The 25,506-nt window shown below is 60.6% G+C and carries 20 protein-coding genes; 15 read left to right on the top strand and 5 right to left on the bottom strand.

What is annotated here, in order from left to right; all coding sequences use genetic code 11:
• Positions 1-175: 175 nt before the first annotated feature.
• Positions 176-820, bottom strand: coding sequence for a hypothetical protein (locus tag ACTOWK_RS22065; protein WP_441332236.1), 645 nt, complete (start codon positions 818-820; stop codon positions 176-178).
• Between the two features lie 893 nt (positions 821-1,713).
• Here ACTOWK_RS22065 and ACTOWK_RS22060 point away from each other — a divergent pair.
• The 9 genes from ACTOWK_RS22060 to ACTOWK_RS22020 all read left to right on the top strand — a co-directional run bounded on the left by ACTOWK_RS22060 (position 1,714) and on the right by ACTOWK_RS22020 (position 11,151).
• Complete coding sequence (locus ACTOWK_RS22060; RefSeq protein ID WP_441332235.1) at positions 1,714-1,956, top strand: YegP family protein; 243 nt, start codon at positions 1,714-1,716, stop codon at positions 1,954-1,956.
• A 56-nt stretch (positions 1,957-2,012) separates the two neighbouring features.
• On the top strand, positions 2,013-2,615 hold the full coding sequence (locus ACTOWK_RS22055) for a hypothetical protein (RefSeq protein ID WP_441332234.1): 603 nt from the start codon (positions 2,013-2,015) through the stop codon (positions 2,613-2,615).
• Between the two features lie 531 nt (positions 2,616-3,146).
• Complete coding sequence (locus tag ACTOWK_RS22050; RefSeq protein ID WP_441332233.1) at positions 3,147-4,415, top strand: urate hydroxylase PuuD; 1,269 nt, start codon at positions 3,147-3,149, stop codon at positions 4,413-4,415.
• On the top strand, positions 4,405-5,364 hold the full coding sequence (locus tag ACTOWK_RS22045) for a Rieske 2Fe-2S domain-containing protein (protein ID WP_441332232.1): 960 nt from the start codon (positions 4,405-4,407) through the stop codon (positions 5,362-5,364). Before ACTOWK_RS22050 ends, ACTOWK_RS22045 begins: the two co-directional genes overlap by 11 nt.
• A gap of 103 nt (positions 5,365-5,467) precedes the next feature.
• Positions 5,468-6,469 (top strand): urate hydroxylase PuuD, encoded by a 1,002-nt coding sequence (locus ACTOWK_RS22040; RefSeq protein WP_441332231.1) that lies wholly within the window; start codon positions 5,468-5,470, stop codon positions 6,467-6,469.
• Positions 6,439-7,833: an MFS transporter gene (locus tag ACTOWK_RS22035; protein WP_441332230.1), complete on the top strand. Its 1,395-nt coding sequence runs from the start codon at positions 6,439-6,441 to the stop codon at positions 7,831-7,833. Before ACTOWK_RS22040 ends, ACTOWK_RS22035 begins: the two co-directional genes overlap by 31 nt.
• A 96-nt stretch (positions 7,834-7,929) precedes the next feature.
• Positions 7,930-8,910, top strand: a complete 981-nt coding sequence (locus tag ACTOWK_RS22030; RefSeq protein WP_441332229.1) for a Rieske 2Fe-2S domain-containing protein — start codon at positions 7,930-7,932, stop codon at positions 8,908-8,910.
• Positions 8,911-9,526: 616 nt separating this feature from the next.
• Positions 9,527-10,552: a TolB family protein gene (locus ACTOWK_RS22025; RefSeq protein WP_441332228.1), complete on the top strand. Its 1,026-nt coding sequence runs from the start codon at positions 9,527-9,529 to the stop codon at positions 10,550-10,552.
• Positions 10,553-10,659: 107 nt separating this feature from the next.
• Entirely contained in the window at positions 10,660-11,151 is a 492-nt protein-coding gene (locus tag ACTOWK_RS22020; RefSeq protein ID WP_441332227.1) for a nuclear transport factor 2 family protein, read from the top strand.
• 344 nt (positions 11,152-11,495) lie between these two features.
• Here ACTOWK_RS22020 and ACTOWK_RS22015 read toward each other — a convergent pair whose 3' ends face one another.
• A complete protein-coding gene (locus ACTOWK_RS22015; RefSeq protein WP_441332226.1) occupies positions 11,496-11,963 on the bottom strand; it encodes a GNAT family N-acetyltransferase in 468 nt (155 codons plus the stop codon).
• A 370-nt stretch (positions 11,964-12,333) separates the two neighbouring features.
• On the opposite strand from ACTOWK_RS22015, the gene ACTOWK_RS22010 reads away from it, so the two are divergent.
• The gene (locus ACTOWK_RS22010; protein WP_441332225.1) at positions 12,334-13,374 is read left to right on the top strand and encodes an alpha/beta hydrolase; all 1,041 of its coding nucleotides are present in this window, start codon (positions 12,334-12,336) and stop codon (positions 13,372-13,374) included.
• 194 nt (positions 13,375-13,568) lie between these two features.
• Here ACTOWK_RS22010 and ACTOWK_RS22005 read toward each other — a convergent pair whose 3' ends face one another.
• Entirely contained in the window at positions 13,569-13,970 is a 402-nt protein-coding gene (locus ACTOWK_RS22005; protein ID WP_441332224.1) for a hypothetical protein, read from the bottom strand.
• Between the two features lie 567 nt (positions 13,971-14,537).
• Between ACTOWK_RS22005 and ACTOWK_RS22000 the strand changes: the two genes are divergently transcribed.
• A complete protein-coding gene (locus tag ACTOWK_RS22000) occupies positions 14,538-14,888 on the top strand; it encodes a hypothetical protein (protein WP_441332223.1) in 351 nt (116 codons plus the stop codon).
• A 362-nt stretch (positions 14,889-15,250) separates the two neighbouring features.
• Positions 15,251-16,495, top strand: a complete 1,245-nt coding sequence (locus ACTOWK_RS21995) for a WG repeat-containing protein (RefSeq protein WP_441332222.1) — start codon at positions 15,251-15,253, stop codon at positions 16,493-16,495.
• A 179-nt stretch (positions 16,496-16,674) separates the two neighbouring features.
• On the opposite strand, the gene ACTOWK_RS21990 is transcribed toward ACTOWK_RS21995, so the two are convergent.
• A complete protein-coding gene (locus ACTOWK_RS21990; RefSeq protein ID WP_441332221.1) occupies positions 16,675-17,037 on the bottom strand; it encodes a nuclear transport factor 2 family protein in 363 nt (120 codons plus the stop codon).
• Between the two features lie 190 nt (positions 17,038-17,227).
• Complete coding sequence (locus ACTOWK_RS21985; protein WP_441332220.1) at positions 17,228-17,860, bottom strand: TetR family transcriptional regulator; 633 nt, start codon at positions 17,858-17,860, stop codon at positions 17,228-17,230.
• A gap of 356 nt (positions 17,861-18,216) precedes the next feature.
• Between ACTOWK_RS21985 and ACTOWK_RS21980 the strand changes: the two genes are divergently transcribed.
• The 3 genes from ACTOWK_RS21980 to ACTOWK_RS21970 all read left to right on the top strand — a co-directional run bounded on the left by ACTOWK_RS21980 (position 18,217) and on the right by ACTOWK_RS21970 (position 25,083).
• Positions 18,217-18,873: an O-methyltransferase gene (locus ACTOWK_RS21980; protein WP_441332219.1), complete on the top strand. Its 657-nt coding sequence runs from the start codon at positions 18,217-18,219 to the stop codon at positions 18,871-18,873.
• Positions 18,874-19,272: 399 nt separating this feature from the next.
• Complete coding sequence (locus ACTOWK_RS21975; protein WP_441332218.1) at positions 19,273-22,110, top strand: pre-peptidase C-terminal domain-containing protein; 2,838 nt, start codon at positions 19,273-19,275, stop codon at positions 22,108-22,110.
• A gap of 420 nt (positions 22,111-22,530) precedes the next feature.
• A complete protein-coding gene (locus ACTOWK_RS21970; RefSeq protein ID WP_441332217.1) occupies positions 22,531-25,083 on the top strand; it encodes a pre-peptidase C-terminal domain-containing protein in 2,553 nt (850 codons plus the stop codon).
• Positions 25,084-25,506: the final 423 nt, after the last annotated feature.

Here is a 25,506-nt window from a genome sequence, read left to right as displayed (position 1 = left end):
ACTTGCTTCAGCGTCGTGACGATTTGGCTCTCGGTGAATTTGCTCTTGCGCATCTGGGTCTCCTTGGGGCTAGTTTGCCTGGAGACCTCTGGTTAGGGTTGGAGTGAGTTTACGGGGAGGCGACAATCTGCTTCGGCTACATCATGTGTCTCGTCGACGGTATCAAGGGCTATCGTCAGTCATGGGCATCTTTCTTAGACAGCGAATAGCGCCAACGGGCGTCGTCGAAGATTATTCTCATCCGCTCAGAATCGCTGCCTGGGCCAACTTTAGTCACGATCAGTGGATAGTGATCTTCATCGGCTGAAGAGTCGTCGATTTCGATCCTGTACTCCGAGCCCTGATCGCTCTCGGTTTGCATAGGTACCTCGCTCAGGTCGACGAACTCCTTGCCGTGCGGAGCTACCAGGCTGTGGGACAGTGAAGCGATCCCTTGCCAAACCCCGCCACTGACAAACGTCCAGCCGTAGCGCTCCCGGCCTAGCTTCACGAACTTGGCGGATTCGCAGCCGCAATTACCGATCGATCCGAAGTCGAGATGCTTGGTCGCTGCCGTCAGGATCCATGCGGAGGAAGAGTCCATCTTCAGGGCGAAGGCTCCCATGACGCCGGAATCGGGCAAGGAGTAGGTGTATTTGGGGTTGCCCCTGATATCGGAGCGGTTTGACGCAAAAAAGTAGAGCATTCGGCCCTGACTAGTTTCCACGAGTTCATGCCCGCGAGGCACCATGCAGTACTCATAGCGCTCACCGTTCGTTTCCTGGGCATATCGCCAGCAACCAAGCCCGGAATCGAAGGCGCCACCGTACTGTTCGCTCATTGTCGACCGAATTGCTCGCTCTACGTTTGCCGGGTGAGTCTTGGGTCCGGGCTGCTGCTGAGCAAGTTGCTCTCGTGTCCCAGGTCCTTGTAAGCCCGGCGTCGCTTCTGATTGGCACGCTACAGCGCCAAGCGCGCAGAACCAAGCCGTTGCTGCTAGCTTTATCAATTTCATCGCTTCGCTCCTTCGGCGCGATGGTTGATCTCGCCAAGATCACGAGGCCGCGCTGCATCGAACGGTCGTGAAATCAACTCGCCGATAAGCATCCTATTGGGATGGAAATTCCTCATCAACTTTCCCTGTTTGCGACCTGCGGATGTAGTTCCCTAAAGCGGCGGGAACGCGACGGACTTTAATCCATCGGTACGCGCTCTTACGTCCAGCATCTATCAGCTTCGAAGACCTAGTCAATGCTATCGGTAGCCCGCGGGGCAGTGTCTGAACATAAGCGCAAATCATAGTTGCGCTTCGACGTGTCGCGATCGTTGATTCGAGGCAAAGCACATTAAGGGGGCCGCTGCGATGCGTCAGCATCTAAGCGACTTGAACGAGAAGAATTACCCCAATGTCCTCGGCTCCGATGCCCTGGAGCTGACGGTGATGTGCGTACCTGTCGAGGGACCCCTCGCGGCGGTTCAGTCCACTAACGTTGCCCCTTGAGATGGAGGCGTTCAGCAAACGCGTCGTACTCACGCGGGCAGGGTCCTGGACGCCCTCATCTAGTTCTTATCCAACTTCGAGGACTTGCATGGCTACGGACCGCAAGGCTCGTGCATCCTCGGTCACGTACAGGTCCCGGGCGCGCTCGGCAATGTGCTGTGGCCGCTTCCGGCGACTGTTGGCCGCAGGGACCGTCGAGCGCCGTTGTCCCGGTAATGAGGGGAGGGACCGTCATGGCTGGCAAGCCGCATTTCGAGGTGTATAGGGAAGGCATGAAGGCGGGCGGGCAGCGCTCACTGTCTAATGCGTTCTTGACCGGGTCAGTGACCGATGGGCAATGGCGCTGGCGACTGGTCGGCGGGAACGGGGAGCCGATGGTCCATGGCGAGTCTTACCCCGACCAGGACTCGATGATGCGGACCATCAACATCATGGCGAACCTGGGTGGCGCTGAGATATGGGAAGTCGACGGCTAACGAACTAAGCCTGTGTTCGATCCGCGTGGCGGGTCAGTCTAAGGACGGGACGGTTTATGGGTATTCACGTCAGCTATCACCCATTTGCTCCAGCCGACGTACACAGCTTGTACATCGACGATATAGGGCGCGATGCGTCCATCGAGCGTTTAGCCTTGCAACTGGGACTGGACCCGGTTGCCTCGGTCAGGCTGAAAACCCTGTTGTCGCATGGCGGCCGCCCTCGTCCTAGAGGGATGAGTCTTTGCCAAGCACGCGCATACAACCTGGCCAGAGTATCGGAGCTGTTGCGCAGTTGCTGGTATACGAACGACTGCCGCCTTTCCGGGTTACGGGAGCTTTCCGATTTCGGCCGATACGTGACCGATTGGCGGGACCTTATGGCCGAGAAAGTCGTTCGCGAGCGTTATCCTGATGAGAGGTTTGCGCCTCGCGACGACGGTATCTTCTTTCTAAGCTGCGAAGGACTAAAGCGTTTGCGTACTGATTATGCCGACCACGGGGCGGTGCGCTTGCAGTTGGCTCGGGTGTTTCCACGCGGCTGGCTGCCGATTTTCTGGGCGGCGGTGGACCACGCTGTCGCGCGCGAGTGCGGACTGATCGAAGCGGTAAACCTGGTGCGTCCTGACGCTATCGCGCCGTCGTCGCTTATGGCGTAGTTGCCGGCCGAACTGTTGCTTTGGAAACTTTATGCGGTCTATGGAATAACGGCTCAGTTTCCCTCACCGCATACCAGTGAGAAATGGTGAGCGTCCGGCGTTATGAGGATCTGTGCACAGAAATAGCCCGCGTCCTGTTTGATAGCGTTGCCTTACGCACCGCATCTGCAGCGCAGGCTTGGTAGGGAAAGGGAATAACGGGGGGAACCGCAAAATGATCCGCACAGCTGCCGCGAGCGGTTCGACCGCTTGCACCTGTTTCCCGGGGCTACAGAGTTGTCTCTTGCCGCGGCCGCACCCGCCGGGCGTGGAGTCCGCATGCCGAATTCACAAGCACGCCTGGGCCGCGTTCATGCCGCTTGACCAGGCGTCTTGAAGGGCGGACTCGATGGCGCCGCATCTCGGGCCGTCCGTCTGCCAATCACTCGGCCCGTACAGAACCGGCGGTTCAGTCGAATAGCCGCCCTCGCAAGCACTGGGACACGCGAAGCAACTTTGTGGCGATCGTGAGATGCACCAGGAGATTCCGCAATGACAGGCACATTGCTTGACTTGGCAGCCGATCTGACCCGTTGGCTGCATGTACTGGCCGCATTCGCCTGGCTCGGTGGTGGCCTCTGGGTAAGACGTCTGACATTGCGGGCGAAGCCGCTCCTGGACCAGCGGTCCGAGCTGGAGGTCTGGGACACGCACAGCCTGTCGTTCTGGCGTACCTCAAAAGTCACGGCACCTACCGCGGAAGAGCTGGACGGCCTGGTTTGGTCGTTCAATCAGATTCGCTGGTTGGTCGGCACCGGCGTCGTGCTGTTCGCCCTGATCTACTATCGACAGCCTTTGGCGTATTTGGTCGACCCGAGCATCGCGCCGCTGTCTGCCCGCGATGCGATCGAAGTCTCGGTGCTTGGCCTGATAGGTGCGCCCGTCCTCAACGAGTTCGTCAACCGCATACCGCTGCGCTACAAAACCTTATACATGGTCGCAACCGTCGCTCACCTCCTCGGCTGGGTGTGGTTGTACGCGAACCTGTTCTCTCAGCACGGCGCCATGATCCAGATCGGCGCCATGCTGGGCGTAGTGATTGCGTCCAATGTCATCTGGTGGCTCTATCCGAGAATGCGCAAGGCGTATGAGGCGGTGCTGAAGGGCGAGCAGCCGGACCCCATCGACCGGCTGCTGTGGGACCGACGCGGCCTGCATGCCCATATCACTTTGGCGGTCGTGTTCCTGATGCTTTCCAGCCACATGGGGAGTCTGGTCCGCGCCAACGGCTATCCGTTCCTGACCATTGCCACCGTGCTGGCCTTGAGCATTGGGGCTCGGTGGGTCTTCGACGCCACCCACCGGAACGGTGGCGTCATGCCGATCCCACAGCGCTGGATATCCGCGGCTGCAGTCCTGATGCTCGGATTGGGGATGACCTGGATGGCCTTGCCGCGGACGCCAACCGAACCGGTCGCCGCTCACGCTGTTACCTATGTTCCGCCAAGCATTGCCGCGCCGCCGGTCAAGCACTTAAGCCCGACTTCAATCGCAAACTCAGTCGCTGGCGGCGAAGTCCTGTTGCGCGCCGATGCGATCGTTCAACGTCGCTGCGCGGTCTGCCATGCCGCGCAGCCCAGTTTCCCTGGCATGGCGTCGCCTCCGCGCGGCATTGTCTTTACCCCCAAAACCCTGCCTCTCTATGCAGGCCTGATCGCCGCCGTAGTGCAGAGCGAACGCATGCCGCCCGGCAACGCCACGGACATGCAGCCGGACGAGCGCAAGGCAGTGACTCAATGGGCAACCGAGCATGCACGCTGAGCTGCTCCCCTATTGGTACCCGATAGCGCGCAGCGAGGACGTGCGCGAAAGCCCCGTCTGCGCATCGCTGTTGGAAACCGCCCTCGTACTGTATCGGACCGGCCAACAGATCGTGGTGGCAGCCGATCGTTGCCCGCACCGCGGCACGCGGCTCAGCTTGGGACAGCATCGAGAGGGGGTGTTGATATGCCCCTACCACGGCTTGGAATTCGGACAGCAGGGGCGCTGCACTCATATACCGGCACATCCCCACCTCACGCCATCACGGCAGTTCCAGCTCTCCACTTATCCCGCGGTGGAGCGTTATGGATTGGTCTGGACCTGTCTTGGGACTTCACCTTCGCCGTTTCCGCAACTGAGCTCCGATTGGGACGATCCCGCATTTCGCCAAGTGGCGCCCGATCCGGTGCCGATCGCCGCCAGTGCGGGTCGTCAAGTGGAGGGCTTCATCGATGTGGCGCATTTCGCGCACGTCCACACCACGACTTTTGCCGATCCTGCCAACGCGGCAGTGCCCGCATACTCGGTCCAGGTCGACGAAGACGGGTTGCGTTTTGATTACTGCAGTACGGTATCGAATTACGCCGTGGGCAGTGGAATGACTGTGGAGGACTTCGTGTGGCGTCGCAGCTTCGACGTTCGCCCTCCCTATTTGGCTCACCTGACGGTGCATTTCCCCAACGGGCGCTTGAACATCTTGAACGGCGCCAGCCCGGTGGCGAGCGACCGCAGCGTGCTGTTCTCGCCGGTGTGTTTCGATTTCGATATCGGCACCGACGAGGCGGTCAAGGATTTCAATGCCCGCATCTTCGCGGAGGACCGTCTGATGGTCGAGAGCCAGCAGCCGCGTCATCTTCCTTTGGTGGCCAGCGAAGCCTCCTTCGCGGCGGACCTCGCATCCGTTTATTACAGGCGTCTATTGCGGCAAATGGGGCTGTCCACCGCCTGAGCAAAACCTCTCGATTTCTGTCGAATTCTCTGAGCCGACCGAAGTGGGGTGGCACCAATGCAGCACGATAGAGCGCGCGGCGGATCAATCGGAGGAGGCCGTCATGATGGATGCTTTGATCGATTTCATGACCGACATCGTGCGCTGGCTCCATGTCATTGCTGCTATCGCCTGGTTGGGCTTCGTGCTGTGGTTGCGGAGACTGGTGATGAGGGCCCGCCCATTCGTCAGCTCGTCGTCGGCGGATCTGGAGGTCTGGAACGCAGAGAGCTTCGGATTCTGGAAAACGGAAAGAATCACTCGGCCAAAAGCGTCCGATCTCGAAGGGCTGGTCTTGTCCTTCAATCTGATTCGCTGGTTGTTCGGTACCGGCCTGATCCTTTTCGGTCTGGTCTATTACCGGCAACCTCAGATCTACCTGCTCGACCCCGGCGACCCGTCGCTGTCGTATCGCGCAGCAGTCGCTCTTTCGTTGGTCGGGTTACTAGGCGCGCCACTGATCAATGAAGCGATCAATCGTATCCCGCTGCATCACAGGGCCATCTATTACTTCGCCTGCGCCTTGCATATTTTGACCTGGACGTCGCTCTACGCGAACCTGTTCGCCCAGCACGGCGCGATGATTCAGATCGGCGCAATGCTTGGAATAACCGTATCGGTCAACATACTCGGCAATCTGTATCCGGCGACGCGCGAGGCGATGGTCGCAGTGATGCGGGGCGAGCGATCCGACCCGGCCAAGAAGCAATGCTGGGATCGGCGTAACCAGCATTCATTTCTCCTGCCCGCTGTCGTCTTCTTGATGCTTTCCAGCCACATGGGCAGTGCCATAAAAGCCAATGGCCATGCATTCGCCACCATCGTCACCGTGCTGGCCCTCAGCGTGGCGTCGCGGCATGTGCTGGAGATAATCCATCGCAACCGCGGCACCCTGCCAACGCGGCTTCGCTGGGTAGCCGCCGTCGTCGCGTTCGTTGTGGCGATAGGCTGGGCGTGGTTGGTCGGCGTCGAGCACAAGGCCGATCTTCAGGGCGCGGTAGACGCAGCCACTGCCGCCGGCGGCTCGCCCTCCGCATGGATCTTCTCGCGCACACCCGCGTCATGAGCCCCTCGCGCATACCACGACGAGTGTGGTCCATCGGTCTGGTCTCCGGCATGGGCGGCATGCTGGTGATGCTGGACGCTACCCTCGCCGGTCTCGCCCTGATCTGCGTGCAAGCGGATCTGAACGCACCTCTCGAAGACGCGCAGTGGGTCATTTCCAGCTATCTCATCGCCATCGCCGTTTCGCTACCGACCTCGGCCTGGTTCGGCAGCCGGTTCGGGCACGGGCGGGTCTGGGGCGCCGCGTTGGCGGCCTTCATTGGCGCATCGATAGGCTGCGCGTTTGCGACCAGTCTCGACACGCTGATTGCCGCTCGTATCGTCCAAGGGCTGGCCGCCGGCATCCTGCTTCCGACCGGGCACGCCATCTTGATAGGAGGCGCCGAGCGCGACCAGTTGGGCCGCGTCCTCGGCGTTGTCGGCACCTTGATCAGTCTGGCCGCGGCGATCGGGCCGGGCATCGGCGGCTGGTTGGTCGACGTCGCCTCATGGCGGTGGCTGTTCTGGATCAACGTGCCGCTGGGAGCGATCGCCGCGGTGTGGGCGGCGAAGGTGATGCCGGGGGGCGTCGCCCAGCACGGTCTCAGGCTTCCTCTGGGACAACTTGTCCTCATCGTGACCGGACTGCCCTTGGCTCTGTACGGCGCGGCGGAGATCACCTCCCGCCATCCTTCGGGGAACGGTTGGCTGTCCATCGGCGGCAGCGCCGTGCTTCTGGTCCTGTTCGTCGCGGTTGCGCGTACGAGCGCATCTTCGCTCCTGTCGCTGGAGCTGATGCGAAATCGTCAGTTCCGCGCGTCGTCGCTGCTGGGCGTGGCAAACAGCGCCAACCTGTTCGGCGGGCTGCTGTTGTTCCCGCTGTACTTCCACGCCAAGCATGAGATGAGCCACTCGCAGATCGGCGTGATGTTGGTATTCATGGGAGCCGGAACGGCCTGCGCACTGTATCTCGCCGGTAACCTGGTGGACCGCTTCGGCCCCCGACCCGTGGTCCTGGCCGGAGCGGCCATGCTGGCGGTATCCGCGGCGCCGTTTGCCCTGGTCACGGTGCCGTCCGACATCGCTGCGGTGCTTATGTTTGTCCGCGGCATCGGATCGGCCTGGACGACGAACCCGGCCACCACGGCCGCCTATGCGGCCGTGGATCGGAAGGACATCGGCGGCGCCGCCACGCTCGTCCACATCGTGCAACGCGTAAGCGGCGCGCTAGGCGCGGTAGCGGTGGTGGCAACCATCGGATGGCTGGGCGGAAGCGGCGGCCACGGCGAAGTTCGTGCGATGGGGCTGATGGTGGTCCTGCCACTACTGCAGGCCTGGTGGGGGACCTATCTGACCGGATATCGCGCAGTGCGCGAACCGGGTTAACCGTTTCCGGCGCCTCGAAGCGGCGGCGTTGGTTGCACGGTGGCATGGCTGACTGCGCGGCAACGCAAAATCAGACCGTCTGCAATCGGAGGAGTTATGAGCTACTCACATAAACTCATTGATTACTATTATCCAGTTGCCAGATTGCAGGACCTCGATGCAGCCACGATGGAGGGTAAGCCCCTGGCGGCCGTGTTGCTTGGCCAGCCGCTGGTGATCTATAAAATTCAAGGCGAAGTGGTCGTGGCAGACGACCGCTGCCCGCACCGAGGTGAAATGCTCTCTGCAGGAGTTGTGAGTGAAGCCGGGTTGCAGTGCCCTTATCACGGCTTGCAATTCGCCCATCTGGGGGCATGTTTCAGAATTCCGGCTCATCCCCAAGTGCAGAACTTGAAGCGGTTCGATCTGTGCTCCTATCCGACCGTGGAGTCTCATGGTCTGCTATGGGCCTGCCTGGGAGCAGGTGCCTTCTATGACCTTGGGCCTGGGCACGAGAGCGAAAACCAGCGGCTGGTGGTGGCACCGCCGGTAAACGTCAATGCATCCGCTGGCCGCCAGGTCGAAGGCTTCATGGATATTTCGCACCTGCCATTCGTGCATCGGGCGACCTTCAACGATTGCACGACCGAGGCCATGCCGGCGTACAAGGTTGAATCGTCTGATGGGGGTTTCAGTTTTGAATACAGCAGCTCGCTTGGAAATTATCCATTCGGCCATTCGTCGCCAAAGGATTTCGCGTGGCGTCGTGCCTACCGAATCCATACGCCTTTTATTGCCGTTCTGGATATCTATTTCCCGGATGGACTGTTTACCATCTTCAATTGCGCCTCTCCGGTCAGCGAGGACCAGTGCATCTGGTTTTACCCGATCCGATTCGATAAATCGTTGAGGCTAGGCTCGGATGCGGAGGTCAATGCCTTCTCGCAAAAGGTGCAAACGGACGACCTTACTGTGGTGGAAAGGCAACGACCCAGATATGTCGATCTGACGAGCGACGCCGAGCAATCCTTCGGCGCAGACCTGGCGTCGGTTGCCTATAGGAAAATGTTGCGAGACCTTGGCCTGGTCAAAGCTTGAGCTGATACGGCATTGTCAGATTATTGTGTTCAATGGGCACCGCTAAAAGCGCCGTGATTCTGACGATCCACTGACGTTGCCGGGCTGGCGCATCGGCCGAGCCGATCGCGACGGCGGTGAATGCCAGATTGGCGCTGGGGTCGTCCGGTCACGGTGGCCTAGCGCCGTATCCAACGGCAGGGGGCACAGTCCATCCAAATGCCTGCTTCCAGGGTTGACTGGATTGGTCGACATCTGTGCAGGAATTTTACGCTGTCCCGTCCTACGACAAGCGCACTCACAGAAATTGGCCGACGACGAGTTCTGCAGTTCGCTGCCTTTGCGCGGCACGCGAGCGAAGTTGACACTGAAATGGTCGTGTCCTACCTGGCGCACTAGGTTCTCCATGCCGGCAGGCAGTACGCTCCTCACGCTAACCTCGCCATTTCGCACACCGCTACTGACATATGTCAGCGATCCCCGCTACAAACAAGAACGCCACCCGATTCCGGCGAAAGCGATGACTAGTGGCACATGCCCCACCGCATCTGCGCGCCTAGCGTGAGCCGTGAATCCGGGCCAGGGATTGGTGTCAACCGCGGACGTAACTTTCCCGTTTAATCGCATCGGAACTTCCATGACATCCCTCGGCAGAGTCCTGTTGCAATCCGTTGCCATGCTGGCCTTCTCCGTCGCCGTATCTCCGCCTTCGATCGCTATCGCCGCGCAACAGCAAGACGCGCCGTCGATCTTTTCGCCCGGCGTGATCTCCGGCGCCGGGCATGACGCCGCGCCAGCGTTTACGCCCGACGGAAACACCGTTTACTTCGGACGGCAGGCGCCGGAAACGGCGGTGATCATGGAATCCCATCGTGGCGTGAACGGCTGGAGCGAACCGCAGATAGCCAGTTTTTCCGGCGAATGGAGCGATATGGAGCCGTCGATGGCGCCAGACGGCTCCTATCTGATTTACGTCTCCAACCGGCCGGTACGACCGGGCGGGAAACCTGGCGACGGTTTCTACAACGGCAAGTCCTGGCCTGGCAAAGGCAGCGCGCTGTGGCGCGTGCGCCGCACCGCGAGCGGTTGGGGTGCGCCGGAGCGACTGCCGGATCGGATCAATCGCAGCACTTCGATCTATGCGCCGACCGTTGCCGCCGACGGTTCGGTGTACTTCATGCAACCCAACTCCAAGACAGGTAATTTCCAGTTGTTCCGCGCGCAACTGCGCGATGGACAGTACGAAGAACCGCAGCCGTTGTCGTTCAGCGGCGGCGAACAGAACGATGTCGATCCTGCGGTCGCGCCGGACGAATCCTTCCTGATCTTCGGCTCGCGTCGCGAGCCGGCGACTAAGTCGATGGACTTGTTCGTCGTCTTTCGCGATGCGAAAGGTTGGGGCACGCCGCAATGGCTGGGCGAGGTCGTCAACAGTCCGACCTCGGATGCCGAGGCTCGTTTTAGCCCGGATCTGCAGACGCTGTACTTCAGCAGCGAACGCACCGTGCCGCAGGGGTATCCGCGTACTCGTGAACAGACCTCCGCCGATCTCAAGCGCATCGCGGCTTGGGATAATTCACTCTACAACGTGTGGGAGGTGCCGCTGCAGCCGTTGCTGGCGAAGCATCGGGGTAAGGCGGGGCGCGAGCTGATTATTAAATGAGCGCCGCTTGCATGCAGCATTGCCTATAGATTGGAAGTGACGCGGTACGCGGGCGAGTCGCTTGTCGTCGCGCTCAAGAAGGAGTTGGGTGCCACATGGCTGGATCAATGAGACTGAAAGAGGTTTTGTTCGGAGCCGCCTTGACATTTGCCCTCCTGGGCTGCGCGCATGTCTCTGGGGACTCAGCAGACTCCTACGCCCAGGCGGAGAGGTACATCATTGAATGCTCGCGCGACTGGGCTGAGTCCGTCGTGACCGGCGATAAATCCAGGCGGAGGATCTACTTTGCAGATGATTTTGTAGGTACCGACACCAAAGGTCGAGCATATGACAAGGCTATGATCACACGCGAGAACGGTCCTGCAAAACAGATCATTTCCAATCGGCTCGACAGCGTGAAAGTCAGATTCTTCGGCAGCACGGCGACTGCCCAAGGCAGTGAAAGCTGGGAGAAAAAGGACGGATCAAAGGGCCGCTACGTATGGACCGACGTTTGGGTCCGACGCAATGGCCAGTGGCAAATCGTCGCTGCGCAAGATGTCGCCATGCCCAGCAGCGCCGGAAAAACTGACCAGGCAGCTACATCATTGCCCGATTGAAGTAGGTCGCCCGCTCGAACTCGGCGATGTTCACAGCGATGCCTCGATGGCCAGCCCCCACGTCGCGGGTGTCGCAGCGCTGCCGTTCAGCGCCAAGTCCAGCGCCACCGAAGTGCGCAATGCATTGAGGAGGGCGTCAACCGTTGCGAACGGATTTTTTCAGCGAGTCCAGGACAATTCGCGCCGGCATTCAGCCCTTTCCCTGGTCGGCGCTGCGGGTGTCGGTTTGTAAGAGCGCGACGGCCGTCGAAATGTCCACGGGATAATCGATCCTGGGCCGACGAGGCGAGCAAAACCAAGCGTTTCAGCAGCGCAATCGGGCTCGTCTGCGCTGGTGACGCCGCTCAGGGGATGGCGATCTGCATCACCGGTACCGTCGATCCCAGGGGCGTCGTCCGTTCGCCAACGATGGTGAAGCCGAGCGCGCGATAGAAGTCCACCGCCGCCGGGCCTGCGACGACGCGAAGGCTGCGCACGCCACGATTCGCCAACTCCAGTTTGACCGCGTCGAAGATCGACCGCCCGAGCCCGCGTCGCCAGTGATCGGGATCGACGAACATGCCGTCGAGTTCGGCATGGCCATCTTCGACCAGGTAGGAGGCGAAAGCGATCGGAATCCCGGCGCTTTCCGCCAACACGACCTGGCCAGAAGCGAGCAAGCGATCGTCGATATCGATGTGCTCCGGCTCTTCCATCAGCCGGCGCAGTACCTCGCCCGTCTCAACCGACAGCGATGCGCGCCGCATGACCTCGATAAGCGCAGGTCGGTCGCCCGACAGGGCCAGGCGGATATGGAGGACGGTGTCGGTCATGAGTCGCTATCAGGTACGAGGGGGGCGGGTGGTTCCGTTGTCCGTCCCGGTACGAAGCCAGTCCGGTCTCGCGAGGGACAATCATCAGCTTCCAGGTCCCAGTCGATTCTATCGGAGCGCTTGAGGCGGTCGCCGTACCCAGGCGCAGATCGCGGTCGCGAGGGACTGGCGACGGTAGGTCCCGGGTGACGCGTTGCCGAAGCGGATGCTGTCGTTGGGGCGCGATGTCGTTGGGACTACGATGTCGACCCGGCAAACGCGCTCGTGGGCTGATTCGTCGGAATCACCCGTCAACCGTTCGCCTGATGGTGCGTTGGATGGCGACGTCGGCCGCGTCCCGCGCGCCGGCGATCACTCATGGAGCGAAACGATGATTCCGGGAAAGGACGAAACGATGGGTAACACGAGGTCGCGCCTGCGGGCGGGCTTGCTATGCACCGGCGCGGCACTGGCTTTTTTTGCCGCCGATGCCAGCGCGTGCGTACCGACGGCATTGCCGATGGGGGTGAAGGGGCCAGGGCTCTGCTACGGGGCGGAAGTGTGGCCGGAGCCGACGCTGGGAGGGCGGACGCTGGAGCAGCAGTTCGACTTTTACCGTGCGCCGTCGACGGCGCCGACATCGTTGATCGTCTGGGCGCATCCGAACGGCATGAGCAAGGCGTTGCCGGAGGACTCGCCGATGTACCAGGCGCTGGTCGTCCCGGCGCTGCGCGCGGGGTTCTCGTTCGCGTCGATCGAGTTCCGCCATCCGGTGACCAACGAGGCGTTGCCGAACAGCGACAGCGATCCGCGCGTGCCGCATTACGATCTTGCTTATGCGCTGCAATTCATCCGCGCCAATGCCGAAGCGTTGAACATCGACAAGCGCAACGTGTTCCTGGTGGGGCAGTCGCGCGGGACCCTGGCCGTGTGGACGGCGCTGCAGGACGATATGCGCGATCCGGACAGCCCTGACCCGGTCGCACGCCAATCCACGCGGGTGAACGCGGTCTACGCCGTGAACGCGCAGACGACTTATTCCGGCGCCGAGTTCGCCAGGCGTTTCCTGATTCAGGACGACCGCGCCCGGTTCACCGCTGCATTCAATCGACAACATCCGAAGCACGAGCAGTTCGGCAGCGCGATCGGCAGCGTCAACGCCGGCGTCAAGCCGGATCCGCCGGTGAGGTTGATCTACGACAGCCAGGAAGTGGGTCGACTGTTGTCGCTGCAGGAAATGAATCAGCACGACCCGATCCACTACCCGGACTTCGGGCCGGCGTTGTGTGGCGCGTATGCGAAAGCGTTCGGCAGCAGCGCGTATTGCACCTACGACGCGGACCCACGCTACCAGGGCGATCCGATGGCGGCATACGCCGGCTATGTCGATTTCTTCAAAAGGTATGTTCGCACCAGCACGTCCAGCCCTTAAGCCGCCCCGTGGCCAGCCTGGAGCGCTGAGAAGCAGAGCCATTGCGTCGAATAGCTGGGCGTAGCCTGGGAGTAACCGAGTCAGGCTCTCCGAGTGCCCCAGGAGGCCTTCACGTTCCGGCCCCCGGGCCAGCGCAGCTACAGCGCTGGCCCGGGGCGTCGGTAACATCGAACCCGAGAGGGGACCTTCGTGTCTTAGCCGAGGTAACGGAGTGTGAAATCCATCTCGGCGTTATTGCCGTGGATCGAGCCCGGCATGTCGAGTTTGTACCGATTGCTATCGCTGACGCCGCCGCCATCGGAGTTGCTGCCGTTATAGGGGTCGTTCCAACTCACCGAGACCGAGTTCCGCAACTGGTCGAGGATGTAGTAGCTCACCGATCCCTTCGTCCCGCTTGCGAAGCGGTCGGACTCGGATTTCCACCCGCCTCTTTCTCCGGACCTGATGACGGTCGGGGGATATTCGTCCCATTTTCCATCCGGCAAGTTCTCCGAATTGCTGTTGAGTTCCAGATCGAAAGGCGTGTTGTTCTGCAGGGTGACGACTACCGAGCGCGCGGCGTCCTTTGACTGCTTCCGAGAGGTTGTATCCGACATGGCGGTGGTCTCCTTCGTGGGGTTGGATCGAGGGTGCGATCTTTCTCTCGGCATCGGCGAGTGCCGACCGGTCGCGTCGCGATCGTTGCCTGGCAGGATGGAAGCACTGGTCGGCCGTAATGTTGCTCACGAATCTTCATTCTGTGATCGCGTGAGCTACATTCAGATTGCGTTGGCTACCGCGTAATGGCGGTCGCAGGGCCGTCCGGCGGATGTCTTGTGCCGCGTCCTCGCGGGGGACCGCCCCGCTGCGCTCGCCTGGTTGCGAGCTGTGCGCTGGGCTCGCAATCGATTGTGACGCTGCCCCTAAAACCGAATACCCGTGTCGTCAGAGGTAGGGGATGCGTTAGTTCGAGTTCGTCTGTATATGCGATGTGGATCTCCACATCCGGCGCCACACCGACTCCGCGCAGTTATTGAACCGAGCCGCTCGCAGGCTGGGACAGTAATTGTCGTCGAAAGCTCGTTGCGCGGATTCAGGCGTCCGACCTACGTCACGAAGAACGGAGCCATCGCACCTCCGGTGCGGTCTATTGCTCGCTGTTCTTAATCACATGGAGCGGAACTATGAACATCACGAAGATCGCTTTTGCTGGCGCGCTCGCTATCTCAACGCTGTTGGGTGCGAACAACGCTACGGCTGCAGAGCCGTATGCCACGGCGACAGCGCCCACTTCGGCGAAGGTGGCGCCATCTCCGGAATCGGTCGAGTTCTTCCGGCAACTGTGGGATAACGCGATGCTTTTTGCGTATCGCGGCTATGGAAACTTCGCGCAGTCCACGTGCGACATCTATCGGTCGCAGGTTTGGCCGGATCCCGGTGCCAATGAGGTCGTCCCGCTCCTGCATCTTCAATGCCGGATCAGCGTAGTGAACATCTATATCCACCACACCAATCCGCTGCCGTTCCCCCTGTGAACCGGGGTCGTCCACCAAGCACTGATGTGACCACATCGCGGGCGATAGTCCGGTGGCACTGATCTGAGCAAAGGGGCGAGGACGGACTATGCGTCCTCGTTTCCTTCGCCTTGTCGCGAACCCGTGGCGCCCAACCGGGCGACGTCCTGCTTGTCCGGTTGAGTTGCCTGAGGGCCAGTCCCTTGCCGACAGTCCTGGCGTCGCTGGTAACCCTCCCAGTCGCTGCGTTTCGAGCGATCTTCCTGATGCCGCGACAACCTGCATGGCGGTGCGCCGACTGCGACTGCCCTTCCGCAGGCGCCAAGATTCATGCTAATCATGGCGGTCTTCCGTGATTGCTGGCGCGCCCAAGGATCGAGCGTATGTCGAAAACAGTGCAGGTGGTTGCGATCGCGCTGGCGTGCTCGATCTCGGGTTGCGCCCCTGTTCGCTATTATCAGGCGCTTTCCGGGAAAACCGTGCCGGAGCCCGAGCCGCCGAAGATCGTCGAGCGCGGACAGCGCGCGCCATCGCACGAGACATTGGCGGCGATGAGCGACGGCTTGCATATCGCGCGGATCCGCAAGCTCGGCGAGCAGCGCTTCGGCGTGGTCGACCGATCCGGCCGGGTAGTGATTCCGATCGGCTACCAGTTCCTCACCGATCTTGGCGACAACGGCTTCAAAGCCATTGGCCTGCAGAGCCTGCGCGGCTTCGACCGGCAGGGCAAGGAGGTGTCGACGACGCTGTTCGAGCGCGAGCTGCATTTCCAGAACGGTCAGGCAGTGGCGGTGGTCAAATCGCCCTCGGGGGGCTCGGAGGATTCGGGAGAAGAGCGTTACGGCGTCATCGACACCCGCGGAGAGACGGTCATTCCGTTCGAATACAGCGGAATTTTCGAATCCGGCACGGATGCGAACCCCACCGTGTCGTGGTATCGGGTCCGGCGCAATGTGGCCGGCCCAGGCGAGCCCAGGAAGCTTCGCGACGGCTTGCTCGACGCCAAGGGACGAACCGTTCTGCCGATCACGTACTACGATATTTCCCCCGGCCTCGATCGCCAAGGCCTCGATCAGGGCTGGGCGAAGGTGTTCGAACAGGAATACCAGGGGGTCGCGGTCAACTTCATCACCGGTTTGCGTATGCCGCGCAACGGCGGCAGCTTTTATGGGCGGACCGTCGGCTATAGCGACCTGCTCAATCCACCACCGGAAGCGCTCAATCAGTACGAGAGGATGCTGTACCGAAAAACGCATGCGGAGCGTTACCGGCTCGAATTGTTCGACACCCACGGCAAGCGGGTGTACGACCAGAGCGATATCGGGGTGATTTGGGATCTGCACGGGCTCATCGCCGTGTCGCGGATGAAGCAGTTCGCCTTGCTCGATCCCGACGGACGGCCCCTGACGCCGTTCAAGTACGACGAAGTGAGGGATTACGGCGGCGGCCAGGCTTTGATGATCGCCGCTGGAAAGGCGGTATGCATCGACGCTGTCCATGCGCCTGGCACGGAACGGCCTGCGCACGAGTGCACGCAGGCGACGAACAAGAAAGATGCAGGACAACGTAAGCGATCGCAGCGCGGACCCATCGCAGTCCCCGCGGTCTACCCGCGTTATGGCGGTTGAACCCCTTACGATCATTCGTGCCCTGTGGCGGCTGGGGTGGTTCTACGCAAGCCGGTGCCTGACCGACCACGTCCAGGCTGCATTCGGTCTGGGGCCGGCTCTGGCCTCGCGCTTGCCGCCGAGTGTCCACGAGGTTCGACGCACGGTGCGTCGGATTGGCAACGGCAGGGATACGAACGCTAAGTTGCCGAGCCGTCGAGATCGATGACGAAGGCTCTGAGTTCCGCCATCTTTCCGTTGCGAAAACGCCAGACATCGCAGTACGAACTGTGAGCCTGCTGGCCATGACCGTCATTAATCGCGATTTCCCCTATCGCGGCGACCAGGTCGCCTTCCGCGATCAAGTCGGTTACGGTGAATTTAGGCGGATCGGTATACGCGGTTCGCATCCACCTGCGCACCGCGTCTTTTCCCTTGATGGTTTCCCTGCCTACCGTCGTCCATTCGAGGTCGTCGGTACAGAACGACAGGAACCCCTCGATATTTCCCGCCCTGATCGCCTGGTTGGCTGACTCGAGGGCGGACTTGTTTTCTTTCGACATGCAAACCTCCATCGCTTTGGGCCGTTTCGATCCACCGGCGCTCGCATTTCGCTGCAAGAAGGGAAGTAACGAACACCGCGTTACATGTCCGTGAAGTGCGGTAACCGATCTCTCGCAGGGAAGCGGCAGGGGCGGCGTACTCCACCCGATGTGCGAGATCGAGCGTCTATATTCTCGGTGGAGCGCGCGCTCAGGTCTGCCTGATCCGCTCGATATAGTCCAGGAACATGTCGGACATCGCATCCGCGTAGGCCTTGATCTCCGGCAGGGTCCGCGGCGATTCCGAGAACTGCTTGCCCACGGTGCTGAGGGTGGTACCGATGAGGTCGACCGCGCGCATCCGCGTCGCTCTCGGAGTGTCCGGCAGCATTTCGCGCATGAAGGCCTGGAGCGTGCGTTCGCCTCTCGCGCGTGCTTGCTTGGTCTCAGGGGCGTCGCGGTAGAGCGGGGCGGCATCGTTGAGCGCGACCCGCATCTGGGCCTCGTCGCATTCCGAGCGGAGGAAGGCATGGACGAGGGCGCGTAGCCGTTCGTACGGCGGTTTCCCGGCATCTTTCAGGATGAGGCTGAGCAGATCGGTCGTCTGCTGCCACTCATCGCTCTGCAGGCGGAACAGGAGGGCGGCCTTGTTGGGGAAGTACTGATACAGCGATCCCACGCTGACACCGGCCCGCTCGGCAACCCGAGCGGTGGTGAACCGTTGCGCGCCTTCCACGGCCAGGACTTGAGCGGCGGCCTGCAATACGGCGGTGACCAGCTGATTCGACCTAGCCTGTTTCGGCTGCTTTCGCGAGGAGATTTTGGGGGGCTTGCGATCTGCCATGGCCGGTCTGTCGATACGGTTGGAGTGACGAACTGGTCGCATCATAGGCCCTGGCGAGAGAAACCGCTGCCGCGTTGCTTGGGAATCGCGTCTGCGTGCGGACGCGCATAAACGACGGCCGGTCTTGAGATTTCCTCCAGGGAGGGCGGGTTCGCGAATCGAAAAACGCGAACGATGAAGGTTGGGTGCGCGCAAACAGTCAGCTTGAAGCGAGCCGATCCAATCGAAATTTCTCGATAAAACCAAGCGATTCGTCCTCGTCTAGCAGTGCTGCTTCGAATGCGAATACAAAATGCGACGGTTTATTCGTATTGTGTGTCGACACGAGATTTCACTCACACAAGGCAGAAAGCGCTATGAACACCCTTGCCGTTTCACCCGTTGCGCCGTTGCTCGACCGACTCTTCAAAGAAGCGGATGCGGCGAGCAGCCCGGCTGTAGCCGAATGGTCGCGCGATGAGCGCTTGCGTCTGATGCAGAGCAAGACCGAGTATCTGGACTTCTACGAGAAGCTGAAGGATCTATGGCTTCCGGTCTCTCGGGAAACCGGCCGTCTGCTTTACATGTTGGCGCGCGCATCCCTCGCCCGCAGCGTCGTCGAGTTCGGTACGTCGTTCGGTATTTCCACGCTGCATCTGGCCGCGGCCGTTCGCGACAACGGCGGCGGCCGGATCATTACCACGGAGTTCGAGCCGTCCAAGGTCGTGCGCGCCAGGCAACACATCGCCGAGGGCGGATTGCTCGACCTGGTCGAGGTTCGCGCCGGAGACGCGCTGCAGACCCTAAGTTCGAACCTGCCCGAATCGATCGATTTGCTCGTACTCGATGGCGCCAAGTCGCTGTATGGCGAGGTGCTGGCTCTGGTGGAAGCCCGCTTGCGGCCGGGAGCGCTGATCGTGGCCGACAACGCCGACTACAGCCCGGAGTATCTGGCGCATGTGCGCTCGCCGACATCCGGCTATCTGTCCATTCCCTTCGCCGACGACGTCGAACTGTCGATGCGCCTGGGATAGGCCGGTTGCGATTCTTGCCCGGCGGTCGATGCGCGCATAGTACGAGAGCGTGTCCACGCGCCGGTTGCGATGACGGTCAGATGAAATGCAAGCAGCTAGGCGTACATCGAACAGGAAGGGTGCTGAAGACTTAACTTGACCCTAACGAGGCCCGCCGAGAAATGGCTACTCGGCGGGCCTTTTCATGCTCACATTTTCTGCGGTCTGTCGTGAAGACGGCAGCGATGGAATGTGGTTGCTCGAATCGGAACACGCGGTTCGCGTTTGGAATCTAGGCAGGGCGACTGGTCGTTGTTAGAAGGAGCGGGCAACAAAGCGAAAGTCCTGAATCGTGGTCGGCGCTTCGCTCTCTATGGATTAAGGAACTCAGATCTCAACGACAATGGAATTCAGCAAGCCATGACCTCAAAGAAAAACCCTCTATTACGGCCCTCGTTCACGTTAGGGGCTCTCATCCTGTGTGCGTCCGCCTATGCGGGAGAGCCGTTGTTCGTAGGCGAAATCGAACCGTCTGCCGCGGGTATGCGCTCCGTCGCCGTTGCGCTGCCCGGCGCGTCCAATCGCCGCATCGTGCGGGTGAATGCGGCTGCAGTGTCGGAGAAAGTGTCGGAAATCGAAGCCGACCTGGATGGTCGCCGGGTGACGCTTGTGCTGGAGAGTGCGCGCAGTACCGACAGCAGCCTGGTATGGGTCGGCCATGTGCGTGAAACGTCCAAGCCGCGCAAGATGACCGGCCGCGAAGTGGTCCATGATTCGCTGAACTCGGTGATCCTGGTGCGGCGCGGCAACACCGTGACCGGCACGGTGTACATGAACGGCCGACCCTTCAGTATTCGACCGTTGCCTAACGGCGAACATGCAGTGGCGGAAATGGAAGAATCGCCCCCGGTGCGGGACGATGTGCTGATCCCCTCTACATCGTTGCCCCGGCCGTCGGAGCAAAGCTCCGAGATTCGTCCTGCACAAAGTGCAGTGAATCCTGAATCGACGGGATATGTCGGGCCGGGGCCCGCTGCCCTTAATGCGGGCGAGGACGTTACCGTCCGGGTCATGGTCGTTGTTACGAAGGATGCCAGGGAGGCCATCGCCGCGACGGGCGGCGATATCCGTTCGCTTGTTGAAGCGGGTGTCGCCAACGCTAACCTTCCTTATGTCAACTCGAAGGTCGGAATGACGCTCGATCTGGCGAATATACTGGAAGTGAATTACCCGACGGAGAATCCGTCTCTCGACCTGGATCGGGCAATCAAGCGCGATGATGGACACATGGACGAAATTCATGCCGCGCGAGATGCGAATGCCGCGGATATCGTCTTGTTCATCAACAACTCGATAGGAACGGCTGGCTTTGTCCCTAAGCTCCGCCCCGATGAATCGGAGGCGTTCGCTTTTATTGGCAAGTCGCACATCCTTAACCTGAGCACGATTGCCCACGAAATCGGGCACTTGATGGGCGCGGCTCATGATGAGTTCACTGCCAATAATGGCAAGTTGTATAACTATGGTCAGGGCTATTGCACCCCGGACAACAGGTTCTACACGATCATGTCGTACGGAATTTGCTCTGCCTATAATAATGGACGACAGCAGCTGAGGTATTTTTCCAGTCCGGAGCTGACGTTTGGCGGCGTGACGTTGGGGACTGCGGATTTGCACGACAATCGGCGAGTGCTTATCGAGAACAAGAGGCGCGTGGCGGCGTTTCGTGCGGATCCGGCGACGGCGAACTTGCGTCCGGTCGCCGATTTTTCGTTTTCGAAAGATACCTCGGGCGACTATCCGAATCCGAATAGGCTGCGTTTCAGCGATAACTCGGTCGATCCGGACGGGAGCATCGTTTCGCGCTATTGGGGGTTTGGCGATCACGCAGCGTCCGGGGAGGCAAATCCCGCACATAACTTTCTGGACGGCACTTGGAATGTGACCCTGGTCGTTACCGACAACAAGGGCGCCACCTCCATCGTGACCAAGACGATAACGCTTCCGGATCCTGGGGCGGCGAACTCGCCGCCGACCGCGGATTTCTCGTTCTCTGGCAATGGCCTGACCGCGACGTTCACCGATCGCTCGGTGGATCGGGACGGCAGCATCGCATCGCGCAGCTGGAACTTCGGCGACGGCGGCACGGAGACGGGGATCAACCCCACTCGCACCTATGCCAAGGCCGGTACCTACAACGTCGCCTTGACCGTTACCGACGACAAAGGAGCCCAGCACACTGTTATCAAATCGGTTGCCGTCATCGCTCCGGTGTCGCCTACAGGTACTCTGAGCAACGGAGTTCCGGTGGATAACATCTCCGGAGCTACAGACAGTAATCGCTATTGGACCCTGGTCGTTCCGCCGGGGGCGTCGAAGCTGCGATTCGCGACCAGCGGATACAGCGGCGATGCCGATCTGTACGTCAAATACGGCTCCGCACCGACCACGAGCAGCTACGACTGTCGCGCGAATCTCGGCAGCGGGGCCGAGACCTGCAACATCCCGACTGCGCAAGCGGGCACCTACCACGTGATGGTGAACGGCTGGTCCGCGTTCTCCGGCATGCGCCTGGTCGGCAGCTACGACGAAGGTGGAGCCGACGCCTTGGTCAACGGTGTCGCGAAGACCGATATTTCCGGTGCTGCACGCAGCTATCGGTTCTGGACGATGCAAGTTCCGTCGGGCGCTTCCGAACTGCAGTTCGCGACCAGCGGATACAGCGGCGATGCCGATCTTTACGTCAAATACGGTTCCGCGCCGACGCCTACCAATTACGACTGCCGTGCGAATCTGGGCAGCACGTCGGAGACCTGCCGCATAGCCGAAGCTAGGGCCGGGACTTATCACGTGATGGTGAACGGTTGGTCCGCCTACTCCGGAATGCGTCTGCTGGGCAGCTACCGGGCCAGCAGTGGCTCCGGCGATACCGGTACCGGAGTGGGAGTCCTGAGCAACGGCGTTTCAGTGAGCAACATTTCCGGCTCGACCGGCAGCTATAAGTACTGGGCCTTGACCGTGCCGTTTGGAGCCTCGGATCTGGAGTTCATCGCCAGCGGGTACCGCGGCGATGCCGACCTGTACATCAAGTACGGTTCGTCGCCGACGACGACCAATTACGACTGCCGAGCGAACCTGGGCAGCGCCCTGGAAGTCTGTCGTATCGCCAATGTCCAGGCCGGTACGTACTACGTCATGGTCAACGGCTGGTCGGCGTTCTCGGGGATGAACCTGGTCGGTACCTACCGTTCCCGCTGACGGCTGCAAGCGAGCTTGGAAGCTTCCGATTCAGGTGATCGATCCGGGCGCCGTGCGGCGACAGCTGCGCGGCGCCTGCTTTGCATTGCCGGCGACCGGCGCGTTGCAGTGGATGCGTCGCCTGCGCAGTTGAACGGCACTCAGGACTTCAGCCGTGAATCGATGAGACTCCAGATCGACAGTGGCTTATCGCCAATTCGTTTCTTTAGAGTGCATGACGAGCGGGGCGAGGCACGTCCTGCGATCCGAGTGGGCCGTTGCTAAAAGTGGAATGTGAGGTTCGCATTTTGAGACTGGGAGTAAGTATCTGTCCCTGCTAAAAAGGCGGACTGGCATTCCGATATCAAGATGCAGTAAGCGTTTCGCCTGCTGTGGATTAAGGAAGTTCAGCTCTCAACAATAACGGAATATAGCAAGCTAATGAGTCTAGACGTTCACACTCTATTGCGCCCCGTGTTCACGGTGGGGGCGCTTACTGTCAGTGCATTCGCCTGTGCGGGCGAGCCTTTGTTCGTAGGCGAGATCAACCCGTCTTCAGCAGATCTGCGTGCCGTCGATGCCGTTGCACTGCCGGATTCAACGAGCCGACGGATCATGCGAGTCAATTCGGCTGCAGTATCGGAAACGGTATCTGAAATTGAAGCCGATATCGACGGTCGTCGGGTGACACTGGTGCGGGAAAGCGCCCGCAATACCGATGGCGGCGGTCTGGTATGGATCGGCCACGTACGAGAAACGTCCAGGCCGCGTAAGATGACCGGCCGCGAGGTCGTTCACGACTCGCTCAACTCCGTGATTCTGGTGCGGCGCGGCAATGGCGTTACAGGCACCGTGAGCATCGACGGTCGATCCTTCAGCATTTCTCCGCTGTCGAATGGCGAGCATGCCGTAGCGGCGATGAGTGGATCGATGGCAGAGCGGGATGAGGTGTTGATCTCCCAGGAAGCTCCGCCTCGGCCGATGGTCAAAAATCTTGCCAATCCACAGTCGAGCGGATTCGTCGGGCCGGGCCCTGCTGCACTCGAAGTGGGCGGGGATGCCACCATTCGAGTCATGGTGGCTATTTCGAAGGATGCTAAGGATCGTATTGCCGCGTCCGGCGGGAACATCCGTTCGCATCTGGACTTGGGCATCGCTAGCGCCAATCTCGCATACCAGAATTCGAAGGTCGGAATTACGCTCGAGCTGACGAATGTGCTGGAGCTGGATTACTCTTCAAGAGCCGGGGATCCTTATCTCGATCTGCGTCGTGCAGTCGCCCCTGGTGATGGGTACATGGACGTAATTCATGGCGAGCGAAATGCCAACGCAGCCGATTTCGTCTTGCTGGTCACGGATTCGAAAACATATGCAGATCCGACCCGGGGGATAGCCGGCTTAGCCAAGCTATATGCCGGGGAATCCGAGGCGATTGCTTATGTTTCCAGCTGGCATCTAATTGGCTATACGATTGCCCACGAATTCGGGCATTTGATGGGGGCGCATCACGATAGCCTTGATAACCCCGGCGGAAATAGGCATTTTCGCTATGGCCAAGGCTACTGCACTTCGGACGCAAAGTATTTTACGGTCATGGGAACCGGCCTCAACTGCGGAACAAGAATCGGATACTTCTCCAGTCCTGAGTTGACGTATGGCGGTCAGATCTTGGGGTCCGCTGATTTGAACGACAATCGGCGGGTATTGATCGAGAACAAACATCGCGTAGCAGCGTTTCGTGGCGCACCGATACCGGCGAATTCGCCGCCGGCGGCGGATTTCTCTGTTTCGAGCAACGGCCTGACGGCCACGTTGACCGATCGTTCGGTCGATCGGGACGGCAGCATCGCATCGCGCAGCTGGAACTTCGGCGACGGCGGCACGGCGACGGAGATCAACCCCACTCGCACCTATGCCAAGGCCGGTACCTACAACGTCGCCTTGACCGTTACCGACGACAAAGGAGCCCAGCACACTGTTATCAAATCGGTTGCCGTCATCGCTCCGGTGTCGCCTACAGGCACTCTGAGCAACGGAGTTCCGGTGGATAACATCTCCGGAGCTACAGACAGTAATCGCTACTGGACCCTGGTCGTTCCGCCGGGGGCGTCGAAGCTGCGATTCGCGACCAGCGGATACAGCGGCGATGCCGATCTGTACGTCAAATACGGCTCCGCACCGACCACGAGCAGCTACGACTGTCGCGCGAATCTCGGCAGCGGGGCCGAGACCTGCAACATCCCGACTGCGCAAGCGGGCACCTACCACGTGATGGTGAACGGCTGGTCCGCGTTCTCCGGCATGCGCCTGGTCGGCAGCTACGACGAAGGTGGAGCCGACGCCTTGGTCAACGGTGTCGCGAAGACCGATATTTCCGGTGCTGCACGCAGCTATCGGTTCTGGACGATGCAAGTTCCGTCGGGCGCTTCCGAACTGCAGTTCGCGACCAGCGGATACAGCGGCGATGCCGATCTGTACGTCAAATACGGTTCCGCGCCGACGCCTACCAATTACGACTGCCGTGCGAATCTGGGCAGCACGTCGGAGACCTGCCGCATAGCCGAAGCTAGGGCCGGGGCTTATCACGTGATGGTGAATGGTTGGTCCGCCTACTCCGGAATGCGTCTGCTGGGCAGCTACCGGGCCAGCACTGGCTCCGGCGATACCGGTACCGGAGTGGGAGTCCTGAGCAACGGCGTTTCAGTGAGCAACATTTCCGGCTCGACCGGCAGCTATAAGTACTGGGCCTTGACCGTGCCGTTTGGAGCCTCGGATCTGGAGTTCATCGCCAGCGGGTACCGCGGCGATGCCGACCTGTACATCAAGTACGGTTCGTCGCCGACGACGACCAATTACGACTGCCGAGCGAACCTGGGCAGCGCCATGGAAGTCTGTCGCATCGCCAATGTCCAGGCCGGTACGTACTACGTCATGGTCAACGGCTGGTCGGCGTTCTCGGGGATGAACCTGGTCGGTACCTATCGTTCTCGCTGACGGCTGCAAGCGAGCTTGGAAGCTTCCGAGCCCAGCGATCGGTCCAGACCGCGCAGCGATATCGGCGGCTGCACGGTGCCTGCTGGTAGCGAGGCGCGATAGTTCTTGAACGGCCCTGAGCCGAATCGGGTCAGGGCCTGTTTCGTCGATGAATTCGTTTGAATAGATCATCTGAAGTTGGTCCACGGACTGCCCATTGAGCGAGCGGCACCGTCGCGATGCGGACCGCAGCAAGCCGGCCGAACGCTATGGTTCTATGCGTTCAACCTCAAAGATCACGCCCCGGCCCGTCCGGTTCGTGGCATAGGCTAGTTGCTGGATATGAGGCCGCTGGATATGGAGCGATGGGTACCGCCACTTCGCTCGCATTTCAGTCATTCGGTCGTCCTTCCGGTGCTTCGGGCCGTAGCTTGCGCTCCACAA

Source organism: Lysobacter sp. CA196, assembly GCF_052078695.1.
In the GTDB taxonomy this organism is placed as follows: domain Bacteria; phylum Pseudomonadota; class Gammaproteobacteria; order Xanthomonadales; family Xanthomonadaceae; genus Lysobacter.
The sequence above is the reverse complement of the archived record's forward strand: the minus strand, read 5'-3'. Positions and strand labels throughout refer to the sequence as shown.

Excerpts from the sequence above, each read along its gene's own strand:
- ACTOWK_RS21995 (WP_441332222.1), top strand. The coding sequence starts at position 15,251 with ATGTCGAAAACAGTGCAGGTGGTTGCGATCGCGCTGGCGTGCTCGATC.
- ACTOWK_RS21980 (WP_441332219.1), top strand. The coding sequence starts at position 18,217 with ATGAACACCCTTGCCGTTTCACCCGTTGCGCCGTTGCTCGACCGACTC.
- ACTOWK_RS22005 (WP_441332224.1), bottom strand. The coding sequence starts at position 13,970 with ATGTCGGATACAACCTCTCGGAAGCAGTCAAAGGACGCCGCGCGCTCG.
- ACTOWK_RS22015 (WP_441332226.1), bottom strand. The coding sequence starts at position 11,963 with ATGACCGACACCGTCCTCCATATCCGCCTGGCCCTGTCGGGCGACCGA.
- ACTOWK_RS22050 (WP_441332233.1), top strand. The coding sequence starts at position 3,147 with ATGACAGGCACATTGCTTGACTTGGCAGCCGATCTGACCCGTTGGCTG.
- ACTOWK_RS21970 (WP_441332217.1), top strand. The coding sequence starts at position 22,531 with ATGAGTCTAGACGTTCACACTCTATTGCGCCCCGTGTTCACGGTGGGG.
- ACTOWK_RS22030 (WP_441332229.1), top strand. The coding sequence starts at position 7,930 with ATGAGCTACTCACATAAACTCATTGATTACTATTATCCAGTTGCCAGA.
- ACTOWK_RS21985 (WP_441332220.1), bottom strand. The coding sequence starts at position 17,860 with ATGGCAGATCGCAAGCCCCCCAAAATCTCCTCGCGAAAGCAGCCGAAA.
- ACTOWK_RS22035 (WP_441332230.1), top strand. The coding sequence starts at position 6,439 with ATGGATCTTCTCGCGCACACCCGCGTCATGAGCCCCTCGCGCATACCA.
- ACTOWK_RS21975 (WP_441332218.1), top strand. The coding sequence starts at position 19,273 with ATGACCTCAAAGAAAAACCCTCTATTACGGCCCTCGTTCACGTTAGGG.
- ACTOWK_RS22025 (WP_441332228.1), top strand. The coding sequence starts at position 9,527 with ATGACATCCCTCGGCAGAGTCCTGTTGCAATCCGTTGCCATGCTGGCC.
- ACTOWK_RS22065 (WP_441332236.1), bottom strand. The coding sequence starts at position 820 with ATGAGCGAACAGTACGGTGGCGCCTTCGATTCCGGGCTTGGTTGCTGG.
- ACTOWK_RS22040 (WP_441332231.1), top strand. The coding sequence starts at position 5,468 with ATGATGGATGCTTTGATCGATTTCATGACCGACATCGTGCGCTGGCTC.
- ACTOWK_RS22060 (WP_441332235.1), top strand. The coding sequence starts at position 1,714 with ATGGCTGGCAAGCCGCATTTCGAGGTGTATAGGGAAGGCATGAAGGCG.
- ACTOWK_RS22045 (WP_441332232.1), top strand. The coding sequence starts at position 4,405 with ATGCACGCTGAGCTGCTCCCCTATTGGTACCCGATAGCGCGCAGCGAG.
- ACTOWK_RS22010 (WP_441332225.1), top strand. The coding sequence starts at position 12,334 with ATGATTCCGGGAAAGGACGAAACGATGGGTAACACGAGGTCGCGCCTG.
- ACTOWK_RS21990 (WP_441332221.1), bottom strand. The coding sequence starts at position 17,037 with ATGTCGAAAGAAAACAAGTCCGCCCTCGAGTCAGCCAACCAGGCGATC.
- ACTOWK_RS22055 (WP_441332234.1), top strand. The coding sequence starts at position 2,013 with ATGGGTATTCACGTCAGCTATCACCCATTTGCTCCAGCCGACGTACAC.
- ACTOWK_RS22000 (WP_441332223.1), top strand. The coding sequence starts at position 14,538 with ATGAACATCACGAAGATCGCTTTTGCTGGCGCGCTCGCTATCTCAACG.
- ACTOWK_RS22020 (WP_441332227.1), top strand. The coding sequence starts at position 10,660 with ATGAGACTGAAAGAGGTTTTGTTCGGAGCCGCCTTGACATTTGCCCTC.